The organism is Shinella zoogloeoides, assembly GCF_003574625.1.
Lineage (GTDB): Bacteria > Pseudomonadota > Alphaproteobacteria > Rhizobiales > Rhizobiaceae > Shinella > Shinella zoogloeoides_A.
Genome location: NZ_QNUJ01000004.1, coordinates 482,188 through 505,712, shown reverse-complemented (window position 1 = coordinate 505,712; position 23,525 = coordinate 482,188). Strand labels below are relative to the sequence as shown.

Genomic DNA, 23,525 nt, shown 5'->3' with positions numbered 1-23,525 from the left:
TCAGGCCCGGAAGGACCAACCGCTCTGCGCATCGTCACCAAGGTGTTGCGATCACCCAAATGACAAACGAGGCCGGATCATCATAACCGATGATCCGGCCTCGTAATGTATAAGCCCGGTCGAACCTGACCGGGCTTTTTTTGTCTGGCTTTCGCTGCGATCAGCGCTTGGAGACCGGCACGTAATCGCGCTTGGGCTCGCCGATATAGAGCTGGCGCGGACGGCCGATGCGCTGTTCCGGATCCTCGATCATCTCGTTCCACTGGGCGATCCAGCCGACCGTGCGGGCGAGGGCGAAGAGCACCGTGAACATGGTGGTGGGGAAGCCGAGCGCCTTCAGTGTGATGCCGGAATAGAAGTCGATGTTCGGATAGAGCTTCTTCTCGACGAAGTAGTCGTCCGTCAGCGCGATGCGCTCGAGTTCCATGGCGACTTCCAGCATCGGGTCGTCCTTGATGCCGAGCTCGCCGAGAACCTCGTGCGTCGTCTTCTGCATGATGCGGGCGCGCGGGTCGTAGTTCTTGTAGACGCGGTGGCCGAAGCCCATCAGGCGGAACGGATCGTTCTTGTCCTTGGCCTTGGCGATATATTCCGGGATGCGATCCACGGAACCGATTTCGGCCAGCATGTTGAGCGCCGCTTCGTTCGCGCCGCCATGGGCCGGGCCCCAGAGGCAGGCGATGCCGGCCGCGATACAGGCGAAGGGATTGGCGCCCGAGGAGCCGGCGAGGCGAACGGTCGAGGTCGAGGCGTTCTGCTCGTGGTCGGCATGCAGGATGAAGATGCGGTCCATCGCGCGCGAGAGAACTGGGTTCGCGGTGTATTCCTCGCACGGAACGGCAAAGCACATGCGCAGGAAGTTCGACGCATAGTCGAGGTCGTTCTTCGGGTAAACGAAGGGCTGGCCGATATGGTACTTGAAGGCCATGGCGGCGATGGTCGGCATCTTGGCGATCATGCGCAGCGAAGCGACCATGCGCTGGTGCGGATCGGTGATGTCGGTCGAGTCGTGGTAGAAGGCCGAGAGCGCGCCGACGACGCCGCACATGACGGCCATCGGGTGGGCATCACGGCGGAAGCCGGTGAAGAACTTCGACATCTGCTCGTGCACCATGGTGTGGTGCGTGACGCGGTAGTCGAAATCGTCCTTCTGCGCCTTGGTCGGCAGTTCGCCGTAGAGCAGCAGGTAGCAGACTTCGAGAAAGTCGCCGTGCTCGGCGAGCTGCTCGATCGGGTAGCCGCGGTGCAGCAGCACGCCTTCGTCACCGTCGATATAGGTGATCTTCGATTCGCAGGATGCGGTGGAGGTGAAACCGGGGTCGTAGGTGAAGGTACCGGTATTCTTGTACAGCGTGCCGATGTCGATCACATCGGGGCCGATCGTACCGGATCGGGTGGGCAACTCGACTGACTTGCCACCGACCGATACATCCGCGCTTGTTCCTGTCATAACGATCCTCCGTTGTTTCCAATGGTGGCACGAGGTCCGTGCCGACCCATGAACATGCTCGTTTTGCTAGCCCATTCCACCGCCTCTGCCAAGCACGACGAAAGGCAAATTGTGCATTGCGGAAACAGGCTTTCCGGCAACGCAATATCTACCCTTTCCATGAAGTTGCAAGCAACTTTTGAGGGTGCTTTTCAGATTATGGAGGGGGCATCCTTTCTGTCTTGCTTAGCATTTGGCAAGCCTACTGGCGATTGAAGATTTCCCTGTTCGATTGCATGATGGGCGAGGGGAAGCGGGGCCGATGCCATGGCCGAGGGGAGAGTCGCGGAACGGAAGGAGACGCCGGAGGCCTATGCCTTTCGGGTGGCCATCGACGACCGCGCCTTGCCGGTTCCGGTGGCGGAAAGGCCACGCCTTCGTCTGCGGCTTGCTTCCTTCTTCCGGAAGATGCGCCGGCTTCTGGCGGAACTGGGCGGCGAGCGGGCCGTCACGGAAGCCTTCGCCGCCGAGCGGGCCTATGGGCACTTCTTCCTCTTCGTTCCCGTCTTTCTCGGGATAGGGGCGGCGCTCTGGTATGTGGCTGCAACCGATCCGCCGCTGCATGCCATGGTCCTTTCGGCCTGCGTCACGATCTGGCCCGCCTGGCGGCTGCGGCATCGGGAGGATTGGGTGGCGCTCGCCGCCGCGGCCGCCTTCCTCGTCCCCGCGGGCATGCTCTTCGCGGCCCTCGAAAGCGCCCGGCTCGATACGGTCATGCTGGATGCGCCGGTGACGACGGACGTCGTCGGCCGGGTGTTGTCGCGCGAGAGCGACGAGCGCGGCGCGATCCGCTATCGCATCGCGGTAGAAGCCACCCGCGATCCGGCGTTGAAGCGCGCGCCCGGCGTCGTGACCATGCTGGCGCGGATGAAGCATGCACCGATCCCGATCGGCAGCGGCATCGAGGGGCGGGGGCGGATCAGTCCGCCGTCGGGGCCGGCGCTTGTCGGCCTCAACGATTTCGCTTTCGATGCCTATTTCGCCGGCAATGGCGCCGTCGGTTATTTCTATCGCGCGCCGGTCGCCGTGGCGGGCGGCGAGGCCGGATGGGACGTCAGGATCCTGCAGGAGATCGCGATCTGGCGGGACAACCTGACCGAGCACATTCGGGGCCGCATCGGCGGCGATGCGGGGGCGATTGCCGCGGCGCTGGTGACGGCCGAGCAGCGGGCGATCAGCCCGGATACGGTGGAGGCGCTGCGGCAGGCCGGGCTTGCCCATGTGCTCGCCATTTCCGGCCTCAACATGGTGCTCGCGGCCGGCACCTTCCTCGTCGGCGCGCGCATGGCGATGGCGCTCGTTCCGGGCTTTGCCGAGCGCTATCCGGCAAAGAAGATCGCCGCCGTCGGGGCGCTTGTCATGGTGACGCTCTATATCCTCGTCTCCGGCGGCGCCATCTCGGCGGTTCGCTCGTGGATCATGATCTGCGTGATGCTCATCGCCGTGCTTTTCGGCCGCTCGGCGATCAGCCTGCGCAATGTGGCGATCTCGGCAATCCTCATCCTGGCGGTGACGCCCTCGGCCGTCACCAATCCGGGCTTCCAGATGTCCTATGCGGCAACCCTCGGCCTCGTCGCGGGCTATGCGGCCTGGCGCGAGCGGCCGGTCCGGCGTGAGAGCCGGGGAAGGCCGTTCCAGCTCTTCGGCGGTTCGGTCGGGCGCTTCCTCGGCGGGCTGCTTCTCTCCTCGATGATCGGCAGCCTTTCCACGCTGATCTATTCCATCGGCCATTTCCATCGCATTCCCGCCTACGGGCTTGCCGGAAACCTGCTCGCCATGCCGGTGATCAGCGCCATCGTCATGCCGTTCGGCATGATGGCGGTGCTACTCATGCCCTTCGGGCTCGACGCCATTCCCTTCGCCATCATGGGCAAGGGTATAGACTGGATGATCGCTCTGTCGAAATGGGTGGCCGGCTGGGAAGGGGAGATCGTCATCGGCCGCATCCCGCCGCTCGCCTTCCTGCTGATCGGCGTCGGCGGCGGCCTGCTCTGCCTCCTGCGCACGCGGCTGCGCCATGCCGGAACGGCGCTCGTCCTCGTCGGGATCGGCGTCGCCTGCTGGCCGGAGGGGCGCCCGCACCCGGAGGTGCTGGTATCGGAGGACGGCCGCCTCGTCGCCTTTCTCAGTGACGGCAAGGTGGCGGCGAACCGCACGCGCCCGCCGGGCTTCATCTACGACCAGTGGCGAAGGGCACTCCGGCTCGGCGAACTCGTGAAGCCGGACGTGCGGACGACGGCCGGCCTGACGATCGAACAGGTGAAAGAAGAACCGGCCGAGACGTCATCGCAAAAGCGCCCGCGCCGGAAGGCCGACCGCGGGAAGGCGGAGGCCGCCCTGATCGCGGCGCTGGAGACAGCCGAACGGAAAAACGGCTTCGTCTGCGAACGGAAAGCCTTCTGCGCCGCCGTCTCACCGAGCGGCTGGCGGATCGTCACGCTGGAGGACACCGCCTTCCTGGGCCTTGCCTGCGACGGGGCCGACCTCGTCGTCGTGCCCTTCGCCCTCCGGCTCGATGCCTGCCGCTCCGGCGCAAGGCTCGTCACCGCGCGGCACCTGAGAAGGACCGGTGCCCTGGAAATCAGGCCGGCGACGGATTCCGTCTCCCAGGCGCTCGGCGATGCGGAGTTCACGGGAGCCGTCGAAACGCTCGACCGCCCCTGGTCACGGCACCGAACCTACGACTGGCGCACCGACCGTTTCGAAACGGTCGCGCCGTTCAGTGATAGCGGCGGATGAGACCGACCAGCTTGCCCTGGACCTTGACGCGGTCGGGGCCGAAGATGCGGGTCTCGTAGGCCGGATTGGCGGCTTCGAGCGCGATGGAGGCGCCCTTGCGGCGGAAGCGCTTCAGCGTCGCCTCCTCGTCGTCGACCAGCGCCACGATGATCTCGCCCGGATTGGCGCTGGTGGTGCTGCGGATGATGACCGTGTCGCCGTCCAGAATGCCGGCCTCGATCATCGAATCGCCCTTGACCTCCAGCGCATAGTGATCGCCGTTGCCGATCATCTCGGCCGGGACGGTGACGTCATGCGTGTTGTTCTGGATGGCGGAGATCGGCACACCGGCGGCGATGCGCCCCATGACGGGTACCGAGACGGAAGAAGTCATATCAGCCTGCGGCGCGGTGCGCTGTGGCGGGGCGGCCGCCGGCGCGGGCTGCTTGCCGCGGCTGCCCTCGATGACGGCGGGGGAAAAGCCGCGTCGGGGCTGGAGGCTCGGCGAATAGGCTTCCGGCAGCTTGATGACCTCGAGCGCCCGGGCCCGGTTCGGCAGGCGGCGGATGAAGCCGCGCTCCTCGAGCGCCGTGATGAGGCGATGGATACCGGACTTGGAAGCAAGGTCCAGCGCATCCTTCATCTCGTCGAAGGATGGCGGAATGCCCGATTCCTTCATACGCTCATGGATGAACAGCAGGAGTTCCTGTTGTTTGCGCGTCAGCATGGCATCCCCATCGAGAATCGTGAAACAAATCCAGAACAGACACTATCTGTTCCATATGTGTTCCGCAAGAGGCCGCTGAAACAATAATGCCGCTCAGGCGGCAGGCTCGCGCAGGAGGAGGACGTCGCAGGGGGTGCCGGCGTCCGCGGCGGGCGCGTGCGGCGCGCGGATCAGCAGCCCCTCGGATTCGGCGAAGATCTTCATCATCGAGGAATCCTGCTTGTCGAAGGGCGTGACGAGGAGTTCGCGGTCCGGGCCGCGCGTGATGCGGGCGCGGACATAGTCCTGCCGATGGTCGTTCTCGCGGAGCGGCACGGCGGCGATCGCCTTGTGCCGGCGGCCCTTCGGCGGCAGGTGGGCGAGGCGGCGGACCAGCGGCTCCAGGAAGAGCAGCGAGCAGACCATGCTGGAGACGGGATTGCCGGGCAGGCCGACGAACTGGACCGGGCCGAGCCGGCCTACCATCAGCGGCTTTCCGGGCCGCATGGCGATGCGCCAGAAATCGAGCTCCATGCCGGCCTCGCCGAGCACCGGCTGGACGAGGTCGAAATCGCCGACGGAGGCGCCGCCCAGTGTCACCAGCACGTCGATGTCGAGCGACAGGGCATTGCGCACCGCCTCGAGGATGGCCTGCTTGTCGTCGCCGACGATGCCGAGATCGATGATCTCCGCGCCGGCCTCGCGGGCGATGGCCGAGACGCCGTAGGTGTTGGCGGCGATGATCTGGCTTGCGCCGGGGGATGCGCCGGGCGGCACGAGCTCGTCGCCGGTCGCCAGCACAGCGATGCGCGGGCGGGCATAGACGGCGAGTGTTGCATGGTTCATCGCGGCGGCGACGGTCAGGCGGCCGGGATCGAGCACGTCGCCGGCGCGCAGCACGATATCGCCTTCGAAGAAATCCTGGCCTCGCGGACGGATGTGGCGGCCCTTCGGCGTGAGGAAGGTGGTGCGGATGTAGCCGTCTTCCAGCCGTTCCGCGTCTTCCTGCAGGAGAACCGTGTCAGCGAAAGCGGGCAAGGGGGCGCCGGTGAAGATGCGCACGGCCTCGCCGGGACCTGCCGCCCCCTCGAAGGCATGGCCGGCGGCGGAGGTGCCGACGACCTTGAGGATGGAACCGAGTTCGGCGATGTCCTCATGGCGGACGGCATAGCCGTCCATGGCGGAATTGTCGAAGGGCGGCTGGGTGAGGCGGGCGGCTACGTCCTCGGCGAGCACACGGCCCGCAGCCTCGTGGAGGTGCACCGTCTCCGTCCGTTGCACGGGCCTTGCCACGGAAAGCAGGCGGTCGAGGGCATCGGAAACGGGCAGGAGGGACATCAGGCGTCTCCGCGCTTGTAGTCGCCGGAGCGGCCGCCGGATTTTTCGCGCAGGCGCACGCCGCCGATCTCCATCTCCCGGTCGGCGGCCTTGGCCATGTCGTAGATGGTGAGGCAGGCGACGCTGACGGCCGTCAGCGCCTCCATCTCGACGCCCGTGCGGCCGGTGAGCTTGGCCATGGCTTCGATGCGAAGGCCCGGGAGGGCACGGTCTTCGCTTATCTCCACGGCGACCTTTGTCAGCATCAGCGGGTGGCAGAGGGGAATGAGGTTCGACGTCTGCTTGGCGGCCATGATGCCGGCAAGGCGCGCCGTGCCGATCACGTCGCCCTTCTTCGCGTCGCCCTTGAGGATGAGGTCGAGGGTGGCCGGCGCCATGCGCACGAAGCCTTCGGCGACGGCGACGCGCACCGTCTCGGCCTTGTCGCCGACATCCACCATATTGGCCTCGCCGGAAGCGTCGATATGGGTGAGCGTCCGGCCGTCCCCAGCCATCATTCGGCCGCCAGCATGCCGGCCTTGCCGGTCAGCAACTCGCGGGTAGCGGCGGTCACGTCGTCCTTGCGCATCAGGCTTTCGCCGACGAGGAAGGTTGAGATGCCGACCTTGCCGAGGCGTTCGCAATCGGCATGGGTGAAGATGCCGCTTTCGCCGACGAGCAGCCGGTCGTCCGGCACCATGCCGGCGAGTTTCTCCGAAACGGCGAGGTCGACCTCGAAGGTGCGCAGGTTGCGGTTGTTGACGCCGACGAGCTTGGATTTCAGCTTCAGCGCGCGCTCCATCTCCGCTTCGTCATGCACCTCGATCAGGACGTCCATGCCGAGCGAGAAGGCGGCGTCCTCCAGCATCTTCGCGGCATCGTCGCTGAGCGAGGCCATGATGATGAGGATGCAGTCCGCGCCCCAGGCGCGCGCTTCCAGCACCTGGTAGCTGTCGAACATGAAATCCTTGCGCAGAGCGGGTAGGGCGCAGGCCTGACGGGCAGCCGTCAGGAATTCCGGGGCGCCTTGGAAGCTTGGCGTGTCGGTGAGCACGGAAAGGCAGGCCGCGCCGCCGGCCTCATAGGCCCTGGCGAGCGCCGGCGGATCGAAATCCGGCCGGATGAGACCCTTGGAGGGGCTTGCCTTCTTGATCTCGGCGATGAGGCCGAAGCGGCCTTCGGCCTTCCGGTCCCTGAGGCTTGCGAAGAAGCCGCGCGGCGGCTCCTGGTCGCGGATGCGGGCGCGAAGTTCGGCGGGGGCGACACGCGCCTTGGCGGCGGCGATCTCTTCCAGCTTGTAGGCTTCGATCTTCTTGAGGATGTCGGTCATGGCCAATCCTACTCCGCCTGTCCCTCGTTGGAAACCGCGACGAGGCGTTCCAGTGCGGCGCTGGCGCGGCCGCTTTCCAGCGATTGCGTGGCGAGCTTCATGCCCTCCGCCAGCGTCTCCGCCTTGCCGGCAATGACCAGCGAAGCGGCGGCATTGGCGAGCGAGATGTCCCGGTAGGGCATGTGCGCGCCGCCGAGCACGGAGAGGAGGGCGGCGGCGTTGTGCATGCCGTCGCCGCCGCGAAGGTCGTCGAGCTTGACCTGCGAAAGGCCGAAATCGGCGGGCGTCAGCTCGAAGGTGCGGATCTTGCCGTTTTCGAGGGCGGCAACCTGCGTGGTGCCGGTCGTGGTGATCTCGTCGAGGCCTTCGCCATGCACGACCCAGATGCTTTCCGAGCCGAGATCGCGCATCACCTCGGCGATCGGCACCAGCCATTGCGGCGAGAAGACGCCGAGGAGCTGGCGCTTGACGCCACCCGGATTGGAGAGCGGCCCGAGCAGGTTGAAGATGGTGCGCGTGCCGAGCTCGACGCGCGAGGGACCGACATGCTTCATCGCCGAATGATGCAGTTGGGCGAACATGAAGCCGAGGCCGGCATCGTGCACGCAGCGGGCGATTTCGGCCGGGCCGATATCGAGCTTCACGCCGAGGCAGGAGAGGGCGTCCGCGGTACCCGACTTGGAGCTGAGCGCCCGGTTGCCGTGCTTGGCGACGGGAACGCCGGCACCCGCGACGATGATCGCCGCGAGCGTCGAGATATTGTAGGTACCCGCGCCGTCGCCGCCCGTGCCGACGATGTCGATGGCGTCCGCCGGCACGTCGACCGGCAGCATGCGGGCACGCATGGAGCCGACGGCGCCGTAGATCTCGTCCACGGTCTCGCCGCGCACGCGCAGCGCCATCAGGAAGCCGCCGATCTGCGAGGGCGTGGCGGCGCCCGACATGATGATCTCGAAGGCGCCGCGCGCCTCCTCGCGATCGAGCGCGGCGCCGGTGGCGACCTTGGCGATATAGGGTTTCAGATCGGACATGCGTTGCCTTTCTGCCTTATCGCGCGATGCTCTGCTCGGCGAGCGTGCGGTTGATGGAGACGCCGTAGGCCGATTGCAGCGAGCTGACCATCTGGTCGAGGATGTCGTCGCCGCTGGTGCGGGCGACGGCGACGATCTGCTGCTCGTCGTTCGAGAGCGCGTCGGTCGCGGCGTCGGCGTTCACCTCGGTGACCTTCAGCAGGATCTGGCCCTCGCCGTCGACGCCGGGCGCGGCGGCGACCTGGCCGAGCGGACCGGCAAAGGCGGCAGCGACTGCCGCCGGGCTCAGCACCGGATCCTGCGCGCCGCGATGAAGGCCTACCTTGTTTTCGACGACCATGCCGAGTTCGGCGGCGATGGCGGCAAGATCGCCGCCCTTGCGCACGCGCTCGGCCAGTTCCTCGGCCTTTTTGGCGAGGGTCTGGCGCTGCTGCTCGGCCGTCCAGTCGGCGACGACGCGCTCGCGCACTTCGTCGAGCGTGCGGTCGCGTTCCGGGATCACGTCGAGCACCTCGAACCAGGCATAGCCTTCGCGGCCGACATTGATCGGCTGGGTCTCCATGCCGACATCTGTCTTGAAGACTTCGCCGAGCAGGGAGGATTCTTCCGGCAGTCCGGCGATCTCGTCGCCCTTCTGGTCGTTGCCCTGGGCGTCGGCGGCCTCGACGGTCACGGCCTTCAGGTTGTTCTTGGCGGCGGCTTCCTCGAGGGTGAGGCCGTCCGCGCGGCTGTCCTCGAGGCGGTCGTGGACGGCGAGGATGCCGTCGGCGGCTTCCGAAAGGGCAAGCTCGCTGCGCAGCTCTTCCTTGACGTCGTCGAAGGTCTTCATCGTTTCCGGGCGGATATTGGTCACGCGCAGGATGATGGGGCCGAAGGTGCCGTCGATCACCGGCGTCGTGCCGCCGTTCCCGGCCACGGCGAAGGCGGGGTCGGCCAACTTCTGGTCCGGCATGTTCTCCTTGGTGAAATCGCCGAGCAGGACGTCGGCGGCGGTCTTGCCTTCCTCCGCGACGAGCGCATCGAAGGTCGTGCCGGAGGCGAGCTTGACGGCGGCGGCATCGGCGCCGGCGCGATCCTTGAAGGTCAGCTGCTCGACGGTGCGCGTGGCGGGCGTGCGGTACTTTTCCTTGACGCGCTCGTATTCGGCCTTCAGCGCGTCATCGGTGATGGTGGAGGCGTCCGCGATGTCCTTCGGCTCCAGCGAGACATAGACGAACTTGCGGTATTCCGGCGCGCGATACTTCGCCTTGTTCTGCTCGAACCAGGGGGCGAGCACGTCGTTGCCGGGCGCCTTCACGGGATCGATATTGGCGTTGCTGAGCAGCAGGTAATCGATGGTGCGCGCTTCGTTGCGGTACTGGCGCAGCGCATTGGTCAGCACGTCGGGTGCCTTGTAGCCATCGGAAACGGCTTCCACGACCTGGGTGCGGATGGCGACCTGGCTGCGGTTGCTGATATAGTCGTTCTCGCGCAGGCCGGCATTGCGCAGGATGGCGGAGAAGGCCGTGCGGTCGAACTGGCCGTTGACGCCGCGGAAGGCCGGGTCGTCGGCGATCAGGCGGGCGAGGCGGCCTTCGGAAAGGCCGAGGTTCATGTCGCGCGAAAGCTGGTCGAGCGAGGCGCCCGCGACGAGTTCGGCGAAGACCTGATTCTCGACGCCGAAGGCGCGGGCCTGCTCGGCGTTCAGCCGCATGCCGAAGCGCTGCGACATGGTGGCGACCTGGCGCTCGTAGGCGAGGCGGAAGTCGGTGGGCGAGACCTTGACGTCGCCGACGGTGACGACGGCGTTCGAACCGCCGGTGACGATCGTGTTCGAAACACCCCAGACAGCGAACGAACCGACCAGAACGATCATCAGGGCTTTTGCCACCCAGGTCTGGGCGGCGTGTCTCAGGGCGTCGAGCATCGTCTAAACTTCCTCATAGCGGCGGCCATGCGGCCGGAGATCGTCTCTTAACGGAAAGTTTGCGGGAATTGAAGTCCGCGGAACATGCGGAATGATGGGGTGAATGCCGGGCAAAATGCGCGATGCCGCAAATCGGTCAGGCATCGCCGATTTTGTTTGCCGGCAAATCAAAATTTTCTGAAATTATTGGCATATTCCGGCTGAATTCCCCTGTCATAATTTGAGAATTCGTGGTCGGATACAGGATCGCTGCAGTGAGTCAGCGCGCTGGCCCTTGCAGGAAGGAGTGCAGACGTGGAATCCACGATCGTCATGATCAACCTTTTCGGCGCGGTCGCGCTGCTGCTTTTCGGCCTCGCGCTGGTCAAGGACGGCATGACGCGGGCCTTCGGCGTCAAGTTGCGATCCGGGCTGGCGCTCGGCACGCGCGGGCCGTTCCGCTCCTTCTTCGCCGGTTTCGTCGCCACCGTCGCGCTGCAGAGCTCGACGGCGACGGCGCTGATGATCGCCTCCTTCGTGGAAAAGAACCTCGTGCGGGCCCGCATGGCGCAGATCGTGCTGCTCGGCGCCAATATCGGCACCGCCGTCACCGCCTGGCTGGTGGCGACCGGCATCGAATCGATCTCGCCGCTGATCATCCTCGTCGGCGTCGTGTTCTACAAATCGTCCGGTTCCTCGGCGCGGCAGGGCCTTGGCTCGGCCCTCGTCGGCATCGGCCTGATGCTGCTTTCACTGCATCTCCTCAGCCTCGCGACGGAGCCGATGCGCCAGTCGCCGGCGCTCGCCGCCTTCCTGACGCTGCTGGGCGACGCCTGGCCCGCTGCGCTCGCCTTCTCCACCGTGCTCGCCATCATCTCCTCGTCCAGCCTCGCGGTGGTCGTGCTCATCCTGTCGCTGGCGGCGATGGGCATCCTGTCACCGGCGCTGACGGTGATCCTCGTGCTCGGCGCCAATCTCGGCGGGGCCGTACCGCCGGTCATCGCGACGCTCAAGGCGGCCGCCTCCGCGCGGCGCGTGACGCTCGGCAACCTCCTCGTGCGCGGCATCGGCTGTCTGGTCGTACTGCCCTTCGCCGGGCAGGTCGCCGATCTTCTGGCGGCGCTGCCGCTTCCGGCGACCAAGCTGCCGGTCGATGTGCACCTTGCCTTCAACATCGTCGTCGCGCTGGTGTTCTGGCCGCTCTCCAGCCCGCTATCGCGCCTCATGGAAAAGCTGGTGCCGGAGGAGAAGCCGGAAGACACCGGGCCGAAATACCTCGACGATTCGGCGCTCTCGACCCCGGTCGTCGCGCTGTCCGGCGCGACGCGCGAGGTGCTGCGCGTCGGCGACCTCATCGAGGCCATGCTCATCCGCACCATGCGCGCCTTCAACGAGAACAACCTTTCGCCGCTGAAGGACGTCGGCGAGCTGGAGCACCAGGTCGATGCCCTGCAGCAGGAGGTGAAGATCTATCTTTCCCGGCTCGGCCGGCAGGGTGTCAGCGGCGAGAGCGCGGCGCGCTCGATCATCATCATCGACTATGCCATCAATCTCGAGCATGTCGGCGACATCATCGAGAAGGGATTGCAGGAGCAGGTGCGCAAGAAGATCGTCAACGGGCTGAAATTCTCCGAGGACGGCTACAAAGAGCTCGCCAACCTCTTCAACCTGACCATCGAGAACCTGCGCATCGCCCAGACGATCTTCGTCACGCGCGACACAGGCCTTGCCCGCCAGCTCATGGAAGTGAAGGTCGATGTGCGGCGCATGGAGAAGCAGTCGTCCGAGCGCCACCTCGAACGGCTGCGCGACGGCCGGCTGGACAGCCTCCAGACGAGCTCGCTGCATCTCGACATGCTGCGCGACTTGAAGCGCGTCAACGCGCATCTCGTCTCCGTCGCCTATCCGATTCTCGACGAGAGCGGCCAGCTCACGGAAAGCCGCCTGCGTAGCAACGCGAATTGAAGCGCGGAGGAATCCCTTTGTCTCCCGCTGTACCTTTTTGCTAAGGAACGGCGTCGAATACGGGTGAACGAGGGATTCCCATGACCGCAGACCGGACGAAGCGCAACTGCCTGGCCGTCATCCTTGCCGCCGGCGAAAGCACGCGGATGAAGTCCGCGCAGTCCAAGGTGCTGCATCCGGTCGCCGGCCGCCCGATGATCGCGCATGTCGTCGACGCGCTGGCAAAGGCCGGCATCGCCGATATCGCGCTGGTGCTCGGGCGCGATGCGGAAAAGGTCGAGATCGCCGCCCGGAGCGAGGCGGTCAGCAGCTCCGTCCATATCCAGACCGAACGGCTCGGCACAGCCCATGCCGTGCTCGCTGCGCGCGAGGCGATCGCCAGAGGCTACGACGATGTGCTCGTCGTCTTCGGCGACACGCCGCTCATCACCGAAGCGCCGCTGATCGCCGCGCGGGACGGGCTTGCCAATGGCGCGGATGTTGTCGTTATTGGCTTCGAGACGGCCGATCCGACCGGTTACGGTCGCCTGATCGTCGAGAACGGCGAGCTTCTGGCCATCCGTGAGCACAAGGATGCCAGCGAGGCCGAACGCGCCATCACCTATTGCAACGGCGGCCTGATGGCCATCGACGGGCGCAAGGCGCTCGACCTGATCGGCCGGATCGGCAACAGCAATGCCAAGGGCGAATACTATCTCACCGACATCGTCGAGGTGGTGCGTGCGGCCGGCGGCCGGGCAATCGCCGTGGAAGCGCCCGAGGAAGAGCTGACCGGCTGCAACACGCGCGCCGAGCTTGCCGTGATCGAACGGCTCTGGCAGCAGCGCCGCCGCCATGAAATGATGCTCGACGGCGTGTCGATGATCGCGCCGGAAACGGTGTTCCTCGCCTATGACACGAAGATCGGCCGCGACGTGACCATCGAGCCGAACGTGGTCTTCGGGCCGGGCGTGAGCGTCGAAAGCGGCGCTCTCATCCATTCCTTCTCGCATATCGAGGGCGCGCATGTCTCGGCCGGGGCCGAGGTCGGCCCCTATGCGCGCCTGCGGCCGGGCGCCAATCTCGGCGAGGGCGCGAAGGTCGGCAATTTCTGCGAGGTGAAGAAGGCGGAGATCGGGGCGGGCGCCAAGGTCAACCATCTCACCTATATCGGCGATGCCTTCATCGGCGCGCGCACGAATATCGGCGCCGGCACCATCACCTGCAATTACGATGGCATCAACAAGCATGTGACGCGCATCGGCACGGATGCCTTTATCGGTTCCAATTCGGCGCTGGTCGCCCCGGTTTCCATCGGCAACGGGGCCTATGTCGCCTCCGGCAGCGTGGTCACCGCGGACGTGCCGGACGATGCCGTCGCCTTCGGCCGGGCGAGGCAGGAAAACAAGGAGGGCAGGGCCGTCCTCATCCGCGAGCGCAACAAGGCGCTCAAGGACGCGAAAAAGAAGGCAGCGACGTAATTCGCCGATTGGGCGCGCCCACGTTAACGATTGCAATCGAAAGTGAGCGCGGCCGTGTTGCGCCGCAGGAAAAAAACTCTACGAAAAGAACGCAATGAAATGCGTCGGATAGAGATTGGAGCGCGCAATGTGCGGAATTGTCGGTATCGTCGGAAACCAGCCTGTCGCCGGTCGACTTGTCGATGCCCTGAAGCGCCTTGAATACCGGGGCTATGATTCCGCCGGCGTCGCCACCGTCGTCGACGGCAGGCTTGCCCGCCGCCGCGCCGAGGGCAAGCTGTTCAACCTCGAAAAGCGCCTTTCGGAAGAGCCGCTGGCCGGCACCATCGGCATCGCTCACACCCGCTGGGCGACGCATGGCGCACCGACGGAAGGCAATGCCCATCCGCACTTCGTCGATGGCGTCGCCGTCGTGCACAATGGCATCATCGAGAATTTCTCCGAGATCAAGGACGAGCTGATCGCCGGCGGCGCGACCTTCACCACGCAGACGGATACCGAAGTCGTCGCGCAGCTTGTCGCGAAGTTCCGCCGCGAGGGGCTCGGCCGCCGCGAGGCGATGCATGCCATGCTGCGACGCGTTACCGGGGCTTACGCCCTTGCCGTGATCTTCGAGGACGACCCGTCGACCATCATGGCCGCGCGCAGCGGCCCGCCGCTCGCCATCGGCCATGGCCGGGGCGAGATGTTCCTCGGCTCCGACGCCATCGCGCTCGCGCCCTTCACCAGCGAGATCAGCTATCTCGTTGACGGCGACTGGGCGGTGATCGGCCGCGACGGCGCCTTCATCTTCGATATGGACGGCAACCGCGTCGAGCGTCCGAAGCAGGTTTCCTCGGCCGCCGCCTATCTCATCGACAAGGGCAACCACCGGCACTTCATGGAAAAGGAAATCCATGAGCAGCCGGAGGCGATCTCCCATGCGCTCAGCCATTATGTCGACTTCCTCGCACATACGGTGCGCCCGGTCACCGGCGGCATCGATTTCGCCAAGGTGCCGAGCCTTGCCATTTCGGCCTGCGGCACGGCCTATCTCGCCGGCCTTGTCGGCAAGTACTGGTTCGAGCGCTATGCCCGCCTGCCGGTCGAAATCGATGTCGCCTCGGAGTTCCGCTACCGCGAGATCCCGCTGAACCCGGCCTCCGCTGCGCTCTTCATCTCGCAGTCCGGCGAGACGGCCGATACGCTCGCCTCGCTGCGCTACTGCAAGGAGCACGGCCTGAAGATCGGCGCCGTGGTCAATGCGAAGGAATCGACCATCGCCCGCGAATCGGATGCCGTCTTCCCGATCCTTGCCGGCCCCGAGATCGGCGTTGCCTCTACCAAGGCCTTCACCTGCCAGCTCGCCGTCCTCGCGGCGCTCGCCATCGGCGCGGGCCGGGCGCGCGGCACGATCAGCGAAGCCGAGGAGAAGGAGCTGGTGCGCCACCTTGCCGAGATGCCGCGCATAATGGCGAGCGTGCTCAACACCATCCAGCCGGCCATCGAGCAGCTTTCGCGCGATCTCTCCAAGTGCAAGGACGTGCTCTATCTCGGCCGCGGCACCAGCTATCCGCTCGCCATGGAAGGCGCGCTGAAGCTCAAGGAAATCTCCTATATCCACGCCGAGGGCTATGCCGCCGGCGAGCTGAAGCATGGTCCCATCGCACTGATCGACGAGAACATGCCGGTCATCGTCATCGCCCCGCACGACCGCTTCTTCGAGAAGACCGTCTCGAACATGCAGGAAGTGGCGGCCCGCGGCGGCCGGATCGTCTTCATCACCGACGAGAAGGGTGCGGCCGCCTCCAAGCTGCCGACCATGGCTACGATCGTGCTGCCAGACGTCAACGAGATCATCTCGCCGATGATCTACTCGCTGCCGATCCAGCTTCTCGCCTACCACACCGCCGTCTTCATGGGCACGGACGTCGACCAACCGCGCAATCTCGCCAAGTCGGTCACGGTCGAATGATCCTCCGGCCGGAGCGGGACGGCGATATCGATGCCATCCGCGCGCTGACGGAAAGAGCCTTCAGGACCGCGCGCCATGCCGACGGCACGGAGCACCTGATCATAGACCGCCTGCGCGCGGCCGGTGCCCTGACGCTTTCGCTGGTGGCGGAGGAGGGCGGGGCCGTCGTCGGCCATGTCGCGTTCTCCCCGATTTCGGTGTCCGACGGCAGTGCGGGCTGGTACGGCCTCGGGCCGATCTCGGTCGATCCGTCCCGGCAGGGCGAGGGGATCGGCAGCGGGCTGGTGCGCGATGGACTTGCGCGTCTGGAAGCGCTCGGTGCGGCGGGCTGCGTGCTGCTCGGCGATCCCGCCTATTACGGCCGTTTCGGCTTCGAACCGGATCCGAGGCTGACGCTCGACGGGGTGCCGCCGGAGTATTTCATGCGTGTGGCGTTTTCTCCGGTTTACGGCGAGGGAACCGTTTCCTATCATCCGGGTTTCTACGGCTGAGCGCCCTCCCACGCCCGCCCTACGCTGGACATCAGATGACCGACCTCGTTCCGAGACAGTCGCTTGCCATGCGGCTGCGCAACAATTTCCTGACCGGCCTCGTCATCTGCGCGCCGATCGCCATCACCATCTGGCTGACCTGGACCTTCATCCGCTGGGCCGATAGCTGGGTGAAGCCCTATATTCCGGCGCGCTACAACCCGGAAAGCTACCTGCAATTCGCCATTCCCGGCTTCGGCCTGCTGATCGCGCTCGTGCTGATCACGCTTATCGGCTTCCTCGGCAAGAACCTGATCGGCCGCACTATCGTGGAATTCGGCGATTCGCTCTTCAACCGCACGCCGCTGGTGCGCACGGTGCACAAGAGCCTGAAGCAGATCTTCGAGACGGTGCTGAAGGACAAGGGTAATTCCTTCAACAAGGCGGCGATGATCGAATATCCGAGCGCCGGCCTCTGGTCCGTCGTCTTCGTGGCGACGGATGCGCGCGGCGAGATCGCGACGAAATTCAAGTCCATGGGCAAGGACATGGTCGCCTGCTTCCTGCCGCCGACGCCGTTCCCGACGGCCGGTTTCCTCGTCTATGTGCCGCGGGAAAAGCTCGTGCCGCTCGACATGAGCGCCGAGGATGCCGCCAAGCTGATCATCTCGGTCGGCCTCGTCACGCCACCTGAAAAGACGCTGCAGCTCCTCGAAAGCGAAGAGCAGCGCAAGGCCAAGGCAAAAGCCCGCAAGAAGGGATGACGGCGAGCCGCCCCGAAAGGCGAGACGGCTCGAAACGCATTATTCCTCGACGACAGGCTTCTTCTGGTCGTTCGGAACGATCATATCCGCATCCGCCGGAAGGCGGGACTGCTTTTCCGTCGTGGTGACGCTTGCGGTCGTGATCGTCTTGTCGACCTTGGCTTCCGCCGAGACCTTGTTGTGCCAGGCGCAATCCGCAAGGGCCGCGGATGCCGAGAAGCCAAGCATGACTGCGACTGCGAGAACTGTCTTCATGGCATTTCTCCTCTTTCGCTGATGCAAAGGAGAGTATGCCTTCACGCGTGCTCTCGGCGAAATCACGTTTGCGTGGGCGTCAGCCGGCGCGGAGGAACCGGATCGCCTCGTCGCGGCGGTAGAGATAGAGCAGGGTGCGGATCGCTTCGCCGCGCTCGCTCGTCAGGTCCGGGTCGCGTTCGAGAAGATAGGCGGCGTCCTTGCGAGCGATCTCCAGAAGATCGCCATGCGCCTCGAGGCTGGCGACGAGGAAGCCCGGCGTGCCGGACTGCCTTGTGCCGAGAAGCTCGCCTTCGCCGCGCAGCTTCAGATCCTCCTCCGCGATGCGGAAACCGTCCTCCGTCTCCCGCAGGATCGAAAGCCGCGCCCGGCCGTTCTCGCTGAGCGGTCCCTTGTAGAGCAGGATGCAGCTCGACGCCTCCTCGCCACGCCCGACGCGCCCGCGCAACTGATGCAGCTGGGCAAGGCCGAAGCGTTCGGCATGCTCGATCACCATGATCGAGGCATCCGGCACGTCGACGCCGACTTCCACCACCGTCGTCGCCACCAAGAGCCGTGTCTCGCCATTCTTGAAGGCGAGCATGGCGGCATCCTTCTCCGGCCCGCTCATGCGGCCGTGCACGAGGCCGGCGGCCGGGCCGAAGATGCTCGCCAGCGTCGCATGCCGCTCCTCGACGGACATCAGCTCGCTCTCTTCCGTTTCCTCCACCAGCGGGCAGATCCAGTAGGCCTTCTTGCCCTCGGCAAGCGCGGCGCGCAGGCGGTCGACGATATCGCCCACGCGCTCCTGCGGCACGACGACGGTCTGGATCGGCTTGCGGCCGGCGGGCTTTTCCGTGAGCTTGGAGACGTCCATGTCGCCGAAGGCGGCAAGGACGAGGGTGCGCGGGATGGGCGTCGCGGTCATGACAAGCATATGGGGCGAAATGCCCTTGGCCGTCAGCCGCAAGCGCTGGTGCACGCCGAAACGGTGCTGCTCGTCCACCACGGCGAGCACGAGGTCCTTGTAGGCGACGTTATCCTGGAAGAGCGCGTGCGTGCCGATGACGATCTGCGTCTCGCCCGAGGCGATGCGTTCGAGGATGGCGTCGCGCTCGCGGCCCTTGGTGCGACCAGTGAGGACGTCGATGGTGACGCCAGCCGGAGCGGCCATGTGGGCGAGCGTCGCGAAATGCTGGCGGGCGAGGATTTCCGTCGGGGCCATCAGCACGGCCTGCCCGCCGGATTCGACGGCGGCCAGAATCGCCATCAGCGCCACCGCCGTCTTGCCCGCGCCGACATCGCCTTGGAGCAGGCGCAGCATGCGCTGCTCGCCGGCCATGTCTTTCAGCACTTCGGCAATCGCCGTCTGCTGGCTGTTGGTTAGCGAAAAGGGCAGGGCATCGATGACAGGGCGGCTGAGCGCGCCCGTGGCGTTCACCGGTCGGCCTGCGACCTTGCGCAGGCGCTGGCGCACAAGAGCGAGCGAGATCTGGCCGGCGAGGAACTCGTCATAGGCAAGGCGTCGACGGGCGGGGGCCTGCGGGTCGAGGTCTGTTTCGTCGCGCGGATCGTGCATACGATGGAAGGCGTCGAAGGCCGAGGAGAAACCCTGCCGCTGCATCAGCGTGGCGTCGATCCATTCCGGCAGGTGCGGCACGCGGGCAAGCGCCGCTTCCACCGACTTGCGCAGCACGCGCGATGTGAGACCCGCGGTGAGACCGTGCACCGGCTCGACCAGCGGCACGCTGTCGGCTTCGCCGAGCCGCGCCATGTAGTCGGGATGCACCATGGAAGGACGGCCGTTGAACCAGTCGACCTTGCCGCTCACCACCACCGTCTCGTCGATGGGCAGCGCCTTTTCCAGCCAGTTACCCTTGACCCGGAAGAAGGTCAGCGCCAGTTCCCCCGTCTCGTCGTGCAGGAACACGCGGTAGGGCTGGTTGGACCGGCCCGGCGGCGGCTGGTGGCGGTCGACGCGGCCGGTGATGGTGACGATGACGCCGGGCGGCGCGTTCGCAATGCCCGGCTGGTTGCGCCGGTCGACGATCGAATGCGGGAAATGGAAGACGAGATCGACGACCCGGCAATCCTCGACGCTCTCCTGCCCGAAGAGGCGTGCATAGAGGTCTCCCAGCTTCGGGCCGATGCCGGGAAGCGAGGACAGGGGAGCGAAGAGCGGATCGAGCAGGGCGGGTCTCATGGCCGGCAAAATCGCCGGAGATCATGCCTTTGGCAAGGCTGACAAGCGGCTTTTGCCGGTTTATAGAAACGCCGACAAAGCAATTCCAGGAAAAGTGCAGGCGGTTTTCCGTCCGGAATTGCGAATAGCAACATTGCGGGTTGGAATGCGAGGACGATCATGACGGGAACGACACGCTCGAGCGCCGAGATCGACCCGCGCCGCAAGCGCATCCTCTTCCGCTGCTGGCACCGGGGCATCCGCGAGATGGACCTGGTGCTCGGCGCCTTCGCCGATGCCGAGATTGCTACGCTTTCCGATGCCGAGCTGGACGAGCTGGAGCGCATCATGGCCGAGGAAGACAACGACCTTGTGAAATGGGTGACCGGCGAAAAGCCCGTGCCCGAAGAATTCCAGCGCGGCCTCTTCCCGCGCATCGCCGCCTACCGCCCCGATTTTTCGCCGCTCTTCAAAGACATCAGCGCATGATCCCCGGATTTTCCCCAGAACGCATTGCCGGCGCCGGCCGGCCGATGACCATCGGCGCCGTGCCCTCCGGCGTCGAGCCGCTGATCCTCGCCGATCTTGCCCGCAAGACCGGCCCGGTCGCCTATGTGCTGTCGGACGGCCAGCGCATTTCCGATCTGGAACAGATGCTCGGCTTCGTCGCGCCCGACATTCCGGTTCTGACGCTGCCGGGCTGGGACTGTTTACCCTATGACCGCGTTTCGCCGAGCGCCGAAGTCTCCGCGCGCCGGCTTTCCGCGCTCTCGGCGCTGATCGCCCACCAGAAGAAGCCGCACGCCGCCATCGTGCTCGTCACCGTCAACGCCATGCTGCAGAAGACGGCGCCGCGGCCGACCATCGAAAGCCTCGCCTTCTCGGCAAAACCCGGCAACCAAATCCGCATGGATGATATCGCCGCGCGGCTGGAGCGCAATGGCTTCGAGCGCGTGGCGACCGTGCGCGAGGTCGGCGAATTCGCCGTGCGCGGCGGCATCCTCGACGTCTTCGTGCCCGGCAGCCTGGAGCCGCTGCGCCTCGATTTCTTCGGCGATACGCTGGAATCGATCCGCTCCTTCGATCCGGCCAGCCAGCGCACGACCGGGCAGGCCCGCTCCCTCGATCTCAACCCGATGAGCGAGGTGACGCTGACGCCGGAGACGATCTCGCATTTCCGCAAGCAGTATCTCTCGTCCTTCGGCGCGGCGACGCGCGACGACGCGCTCTACCAGGCCGTTTCCGAAGGCCGGCGCTATGCCGGCATGGAGCATTGGCTGCCGCTGTTCTACGGTGAGCTGGAAACCGCCTTCGACTACCTTCAAGGCTTCCGTATCGTCACGGACCATACGGTACGAGAGGCAGCCGTCGAACGCTCCCGCCTCGTGCGTGACTATTACGACGCGCGCCTCGCCTCCGCGACGCCCGGCAAGGGGCAGGTGGCGCAGGCGACGCCCTACAAGCCCGTACCGCCGGGCCTTCTCTATCTAGACGCCGAGCGCTTCGCCCGCGAACTCGACGAACGAGACGCCATCCGCCTCTCGCCCTTCAACGAGCATGAGGGCGAGGCGCGGCATGTCGAGACCATCGCGGCGCGGCCCGGCATGCGCTGGGCGCGGCCGGCCGGCAGCGAGGATGCCGACGGCGCGCGCGTCAACGTCTTCGATCAGGCGGTGAAACATATCGCCGACAAGCGGGCCTCCGGCGCGAGGGTGCTGGTGACGGGCTGGTCGGAAGGTTCGCTCGACCGCCTCCTGCAGGTGCTGGCCGAACATGGCCTCGGCAATGTCGTGCCCGTCGAGAAATTCGGCGATCTCCGCAAGTTGAAGCCGGGCGAGGCGGGGTCTGCCGTGCTCAGCCTCGAAAGCGGCTTCGAGGCGGGCGATATCGTCGTCATCGGCGAACAGGACATCCTCGGCGACCGCATGGTGCGCCGCGCCAAGCGCCGCAAGCGCGGCGCGGATTTCATCACCGAGGTTGCCGGCCTCGACGAAGGCTCCATCGTGGTCCATGCGGAGCACGGTATCGGCCGCTTCGTCGGCCTGCGCACCATCGAGGCCGCCGGCGCGCCGCATGCCTGTCTCGAACTCGTTTATGCGGACGACGCAAAGCTCTTCCTGCCCGTCGAGAATATCGACCTCCTCTCGCGCTATGGCGGCGAGGGGACCGATGCACTGCTCGACAAGCTCGGCGGCGTCGCCTGGCAGGCGCGCAAGGCCAAACTCAAGAAACGCCTGCTCGACATGGCGAGCGGCCTCATCCAGATCGCCGCCGCGCGCCTCGTGCGCCATGCGCCGGTGCTGGCCGCCCCCGATGGCGTCTACGACGAATTCGCCGCCCGCTTCCCCTATGACGAGACGGACGACCAGGCGAATGCCATCGACGCCGTGCGCGAGGATCTCGGCGCGGGCCGGCCGATGGACCGCCTCGTCTGCGGCGACGTCGGTTTCGGCAAGACGGAGGTGGCGCTGCGCGCGGCCTTCATCGCTGCGATGAACGGCGTTCAGGTCGCCGTCGTCGTACCGACGACGCTGCTCGCCCGCCAGCATTTCAAGACCTTCTCCGAGCGCTTCCGGGGCCTGCCGATCCGCGTACAGCAAGCCTCCCGCCTCGTCGGCTCGAAGGAGCTGGCGCTGACGAAGAAGGAACTGACCGAGGGCAAGACGGATATCGTCGTCGGCACCCACGCGCTGCTTGGCTCGTCGATCAAGTTCGCCAATCTCGGCCTCCTCATCATCGACGAGGAGCAGCATTTCGGCGTGAAGCACAAGGAGCGGCTGAAGGAGCTTAAGAGCGACGTGCACGTGCTGACGCTCTCGGCGACGCCCATTCCGCGCACCCTCCAGCTCGCCATGACGGGCGTGCGCGAACTTTCGCTCATCACCACGCCGCCGGTCGACCGCATGGCGGTGCGCACCTTCATCTCGCCCTTCGATCCGCTCGTCATCCGCGAGACGCTGATGCGTGAGCACTATCGCGGCGGCCAGAGTTTCTATGTCTGCCCGCGCCTCAGCGATCTCTCGGAAATCCACGATTTCCTGCGCCAGGACGTGCCGGAGCTGAAGGTCGCCGTCGCGCATGGCCAGATGCCGGCCACCGAACTCGAAGATATCATGAACGCCTTCTACGAAGGCCGCTACGACGTGCTGCTCTCGACGACCATCGTCGAATCGGGTCTCGACGTGCCGACGGCGAACACGATGATCATCCACCGCGCCGACATGTTCGGCCTCGCCCAGCTCTACCAGCTTCGCGGCCGCGTCGGCCGCTCCAAGGTCCGCGCCTTCGCGCTGTTGACCCTGCCGGTCAACCGCACGCTGACGGGCACCGCCGAGCGCCGCCTCAAGGTGCTGCAATCGCTCGACACGCTCGGCGCGGGCTTCCAGCTCGCCAGCCACGACCTCGATATCCGTGGCGCGGGCAACCTTCTCGGCGAGGAACAGTCCGGCCATATCAAGGAAGTTGGCTTCGAGCTTTACCAGCAGATGCTCGAAGAGGCGGTCGCCGAGATCAAGGGCGACGAGGAAGTCGCCGACAGCGGCTGGTCGCCGCAGATTTCCGTTGGCACGCCGGTCATGATCCCCGACGATTACGTGCCGGACCTGCATCTGCGCCTCGGCCTCTATCGCCGCCTCGGCGAGATCACCGAGCTTGGCGATATCGACGCCTTCGGCGCGGAACTGATCGACCGCTTCGGCCCGCTGCCGCTGGAGGTCCAGCATCTCCTGAAGATCGTCTATATCAAGTCGCTTTGCCGCGTGGCCAATGTCGAGAAGCTCGACGCCGGCCCGAAGGGCGTCGTCGTGCAGTTCCGCCACAAGGAATTCCCGAACCCGGCAGCACTGGTCGGCTATATCGCCAAGCAGGGCACGCTGGCGAAAATCCGCCCCGACCAGAGCCTCTTCCTCGCCCGTGACTATCCGACGCCGGAAAGGCGCCTGACGGGCGCGGCGCAGGTTATGACGCAGCTTGCGGGGCTGGCAAAGCAGGCCAATTGATCGAAACGTCGGGGCCGAGAGG

At 65.9% G+C, this 23,525-nt stretch carries 18 protein-coding genes; 9 read left to right on the top strand and 9 right to left on the bottom strand.

Annotation, left to right across the window (positions count from 1 at the left end; genetic code table 11):
* Positions 1 to 160 precede the first annotated feature (160 nt).
* On the bottom strand, positions 161 to 1,450 hold the full coding sequence (gltA, locus tag DSD28_RS10795; RefSeq protein WP_119256371.1) for a citrate synthase: 1,290 nt from the start codon (positions 1,448 to 1,450) through the stop codon (positions 161 to 163).
* Positions 1,451 to 1,756: 306 nt separating this feature from the next.
* Here gltA and DSD28_RS10790 point away from each other — a divergent pair, with 306 nt between their 5' ends.
* A complete protein-coding gene (locus tag DSD28_RS10790) occupies positions 1,757 to 4,228 on the top strand; it encodes a ComEC/Rec2 family competence protein (protein WP_245424803.1) in 2,472 nt (823 codons plus the stop codon).
* Here DSD28_RS10790 and lexA read toward each other — a convergent pair.
* From lexA to DSD28_RS10760, 6 genes are all read right to left on the bottom strand, one after another.
* On the bottom strand, positions 4,209 to 4,934 hold the full coding sequence (gene lexA, locus DSD28_RS10785; protein WP_119256370.1) for a transcriptional repressor LexA: 726 nt from the start codon (positions 4,932 to 4,934) through the stop codon (positions 4,209 to 4,211). The two genes, DSD28_RS10790 and lexA, sit on opposite strands and share 20 nt — an antisense overlap.
* Before the next feature lie 93 nt (positions 4,935 to 5,027).
* Positions 5,028 to 6,251 (bottom strand): molybdopterin molybdotransferase MoeA, encoded by a 1,224-nt coding sequence (locus tag DSD28_RS10780; protein ID WP_119256369.1) that lies wholly within the window; start codon positions 6,249 to 6,251, stop codon positions 5,028 to 5,030.
* Positions 6,251 to 6,745: a cyclic pyranopterin monophosphate synthase MoaC gene (moaC, locus tag DSD28_RS10775; RefSeq protein WP_162911353.1), complete on the bottom strand. Its 495-nt coding sequence runs from the start codon at positions 6,743 to 6,745 to the stop codon at positions 6,251 to 6,253. Before moaC ends, DSD28_RS10780 begins: the two co-directional genes overlap by 1 nt.
* Positions 6,745 to 7,560, bottom strand: a complete 816-nt coding sequence (gene trpC / locus DSD28_RS10770; protein ID WP_119256411.1) for an indole-3-glycerol phosphate synthase TrpC — start codon at positions 7,558 to 7,560, stop codon at positions 6,745 to 6,747. The genes moaC and trpC overlap by 1 nt, the downstream gene beginning before the upstream one ends.
* An 8-nt stretch (positions 7,561 to 7,568) precedes the next feature.
* Positions 7,569 to 8,591 carry an anthranilate phosphoribosyltransferase gene (gene trpD, locus DSD28_RS10765; RefSeq protein WP_119256367.1) on the bottom strand — a complete coding sequence of 341 codons (1,023 nt, stop codon included), beginning with the start codon at positions 8,589 to 8,591 and terminating at the stop codon, positions 7,569 to 7,571.
* A gap of 16 nt (positions 8,592 to 8,607) precedes the next feature.
* A complete protein-coding gene (locus tag DSD28_RS10760) occupies positions 8,608 to 10,497 on the bottom strand; it encodes a peptidylprolyl isomerase (protein WP_119256366.1) in 1,890 nt (629 codons plus the stop codon).
* Positions 10,498 to 10,791: 294 nt separating this feature from the next.
* Here DSD28_RS10760 and DSD28_RS10755 point away from each other — a divergent pair, with 294 nt between their 5' ends.
* The 5 genes from DSD28_RS10755 (at position 10,792) to DSD28_RS10735 (ending at position 17,089) form a co-directional block, all read left to right on the top strand.
* Complete coding sequence (locus DSD28_RS10755) at positions 10,792 to 12,441, top strand: Na/Pi cotransporter family protein (RefSeq protein WP_119256365.1); 1,650 nt, start codon at positions 10,792 to 10,794, stop codon at positions 12,439 to 12,441.
* 80 nt (positions 12,442 to 12,521) lie between these two features.
* Positions 12,522 to 13,901, top strand: a complete 1,380-nt coding sequence (glmU, locus tag DSD28_RS10750; protein WP_119256364.1) for a bifunctional UDP-N-acetylglucosamine diphosphorylase/glucosamine-1-phosphate N-acetyltransferase GlmU — start codon at positions 12,522 to 12,524, stop codon at positions 13,899 to 13,901.
* 127 nt (positions 13,902 to 14,028) lie between these two features.
* A complete protein-coding gene (gene glmS / locus DSD28_RS10745) occupies positions 14,029 to 15,855 on the top strand; it encodes a glutamine--fructose-6-phosphate transaminase (isomerizing) (protein ID WP_119256363.1) in 1,827 nt (608 codons plus the stop codon).
* Positions 15,852 to 16,346 (top strand): GNAT family N-acetyltransferase, encoded by a 495-nt coding sequence (locus tag DSD28_RS10740; protein WP_119256362.1) that lies wholly within the window; start codon positions 15,852 to 15,854, stop codon positions 16,344 to 16,346. The genes glmS and DSD28_RS10740 overlap by 4 nt, the downstream gene beginning before the upstream one ends.
* Positions 16,347 to 16,381: 35 nt before the next feature.
* Positions 16,382 to 17,089: a DUF502 domain-containing protein gene (locus DSD28_RS10735; RefSeq protein WP_119256361.1), complete on the top strand. Its 708-nt coding sequence runs from the start codon at positions 16,382 to 16,384 to the stop codon at positions 17,087 to 17,089.
* A 39-nt stretch (positions 17,090 to 17,128) separates the two neighbouring features.
* On the opposite strand, the gene DSD28_RS10730 is transcribed toward DSD28_RS10735, so the two are convergent.
* Complete coding sequence (locus DSD28_RS10730) at positions 17,129 to 17,344, bottom strand: hypothetical protein (RefSeq protein WP_119256360.1); 216 nt, start codon at positions 17,342 to 17,344, stop codon at positions 17,129 to 17,131.
* 79 nt (positions 17,345 to 17,423) lie between these two features.
* Positions 17,424 to 19,526 carry an ATP-dependent DNA helicase RecG gene (recG, locus tag DSD28_RS10725; RefSeq protein WP_119256359.1) on the bottom strand — a complete coding sequence of 701 codons (2,103 nt, stop codon included), beginning with the start codon at positions 19,524 to 19,526 and terminating at the stop codon, positions 17,424 to 17,426.
* Between recG and DSD28_RS25885 the strand changes: the two genes are divergently transcribed.
* The 3 genes from DSD28_RS25885 to mfd are packed head-to-tail and all read left to right on the top strand — an operon-like array spanning position 19,525 to position 23,503.
* Positions 19,525 to 19,689 carry a hypothetical protein gene (locus DSD28_RS25885; protein WP_162911345.1) on the top strand — a complete coding sequence of 55 codons (165 nt, stop codon included), beginning with the start codon at positions 19,525 to 19,527 and terminating at the stop codon, positions 19,687 to 19,689. The two genes, recG and DSD28_RS25885, sit on opposite strands and share 2 nt — an antisense overlap.
* Positions 19,686 to 19,994 carry a succinate dehydrogenase assembly factor 2 gene (locus DSD28_RS10720; RefSeq protein ID WP_119256358.1) on the top strand — a complete coding sequence of 103 codons (309 nt, stop codon included), beginning with the start codon at positions 19,686 to 19,688 and terminating at the stop codon, positions 19,992 to 19,994. Before DSD28_RS25885 ends, DSD28_RS10720 begins: the two co-directional genes overlap by 4 nt.
* A complete protein-coding gene (mfd, locus tag DSD28_RS10715) occupies positions 19,991 to 23,503 on the top strand; it encodes a transcription-repair coupling factor (protein WP_119256357.1) in 3,513 nt (1,170 codons plus the stop codon). The genes DSD28_RS10720 and mfd overlap by 4 nt, the downstream gene beginning before the upstream one ends.
* Positions 23,504 to 23,525 lie beyond the last annotated feature (22 nt).

Excerpts from the sequence above, each read along its gene's own strand:
- gltA (WP_119256371.1), bottom strand. The coding sequence starts at position 1,450 with ATGACAGGAACAAGCGCGGATGTATCGGTCGGTGGCAAGTCAGTCGAG.
- DSD28_RS10790 (WP_245424803.1), top strand. The coding sequence starts at position 1,757 with ATGGCCGAGGGGAGAGTCGCGGAACGGAAGGAGACGCCGGAGGCCTAT.
- lexA (WP_119256370.1), bottom strand. The coding sequence starts at position 4,934 with ATGCTGACGCGCAAACAACAGGAACTCCTGCTGTTCATCCATGAGCGT.
- DSD28_RS10780 (WP_119256369.1), bottom strand. The coding sequence starts at position 6,251 with ATGTCCCTCCTGCCCGTTTCCGATGCCCTCGACCGCCTGCTTTCCGTG.
- moaC (WP_162911353.1), bottom strand. The coding sequence starts at position 6,745 with ATGGCTGGGGACGGCCGGACGCTCACCCATATCGACGCTTCCGGCGAG.
- trpC (WP_119256411.1), bottom strand. The coding sequence starts at position 7,560 with ATGACCGACATCCTCAAGAAGATCGAAGCCTACAAGCTGGAAGAGATC.
- trpD (WP_119256367.1), bottom strand. The coding sequence starts at position 8,591 with ATGTCCGATCTGAAACCCTATATCGCCAAGGTCGCCACCGGCGCCGCG.
- DSD28_RS10760 (WP_119256366.1), bottom strand. The coding sequence starts at position 10,497 with ATGCTCGACGCCCTGAGACACGCCGCCCAGACCTGGGTGGCAAAAGCC.
- glmU (WP_119256364.1), top strand. The coding sequence starts at position 12,522 with ATGACCGCAGACCGGACGAAGCGCAACTGCCTGGCCGTCATCCTTGCC.
- glmS (WP_119256363.1), top strand. The coding sequence starts at position 14,029 with ATGTGCGGAATTGTCGGTATCGTCGGAAACCAGCCTGTCGCCGGTCGA.
- DSD28_RS10740 (WP_119256362.1), top strand. The coding sequence starts at position 15,852 with ATGATCCTCCGGCCGGAGCGGGACGGCGATATCGATGCCATCCGCGCG.
- DSD28_RS10735 (WP_119256361.1), top strand. The coding sequence starts at position 16,382 with ATGACCGACCTCGTTCCGAGACAGTCGCTTGCCATGCGGCTGCGCAAC.
- DSD28_RS10730 (WP_119256360.1), bottom strand. The coding sequence starts at position 17,344 with ATGAAGACAGTTCTCGCAGTCGCAGTCATGCTTGGCTTCTCGGCATCC.
- DSD28_RS25885 (WP_162911345.1), top strand. The coding sequence starts at position 19,525 with ATGGCCGGCAAAATCGCCGGAGATCATGCCTTTGGCAAGGCTGACAAG.
- recG (WP_119256359.1), bottom strand. The coding sequence starts at position 19,526 with ATGAGACCCGCCCTGCTCGATCCGCTCTTCGCTCCCCTGTCCTCGCTT.
- DSD28_RS10720 (WP_119256358.1), top strand. The coding sequence starts at position 19,686 with ATGACGGGAACGACACGCTCGAGCGCCGAGATCGACCCGCGCCGCAAG.
- mfd (WP_119256357.1), top strand. The coding sequence starts at position 19,991 with ATGATCCCCGGATTTTCCCCAGAACGCATTGCCGGCGCCGGCCGGCCG.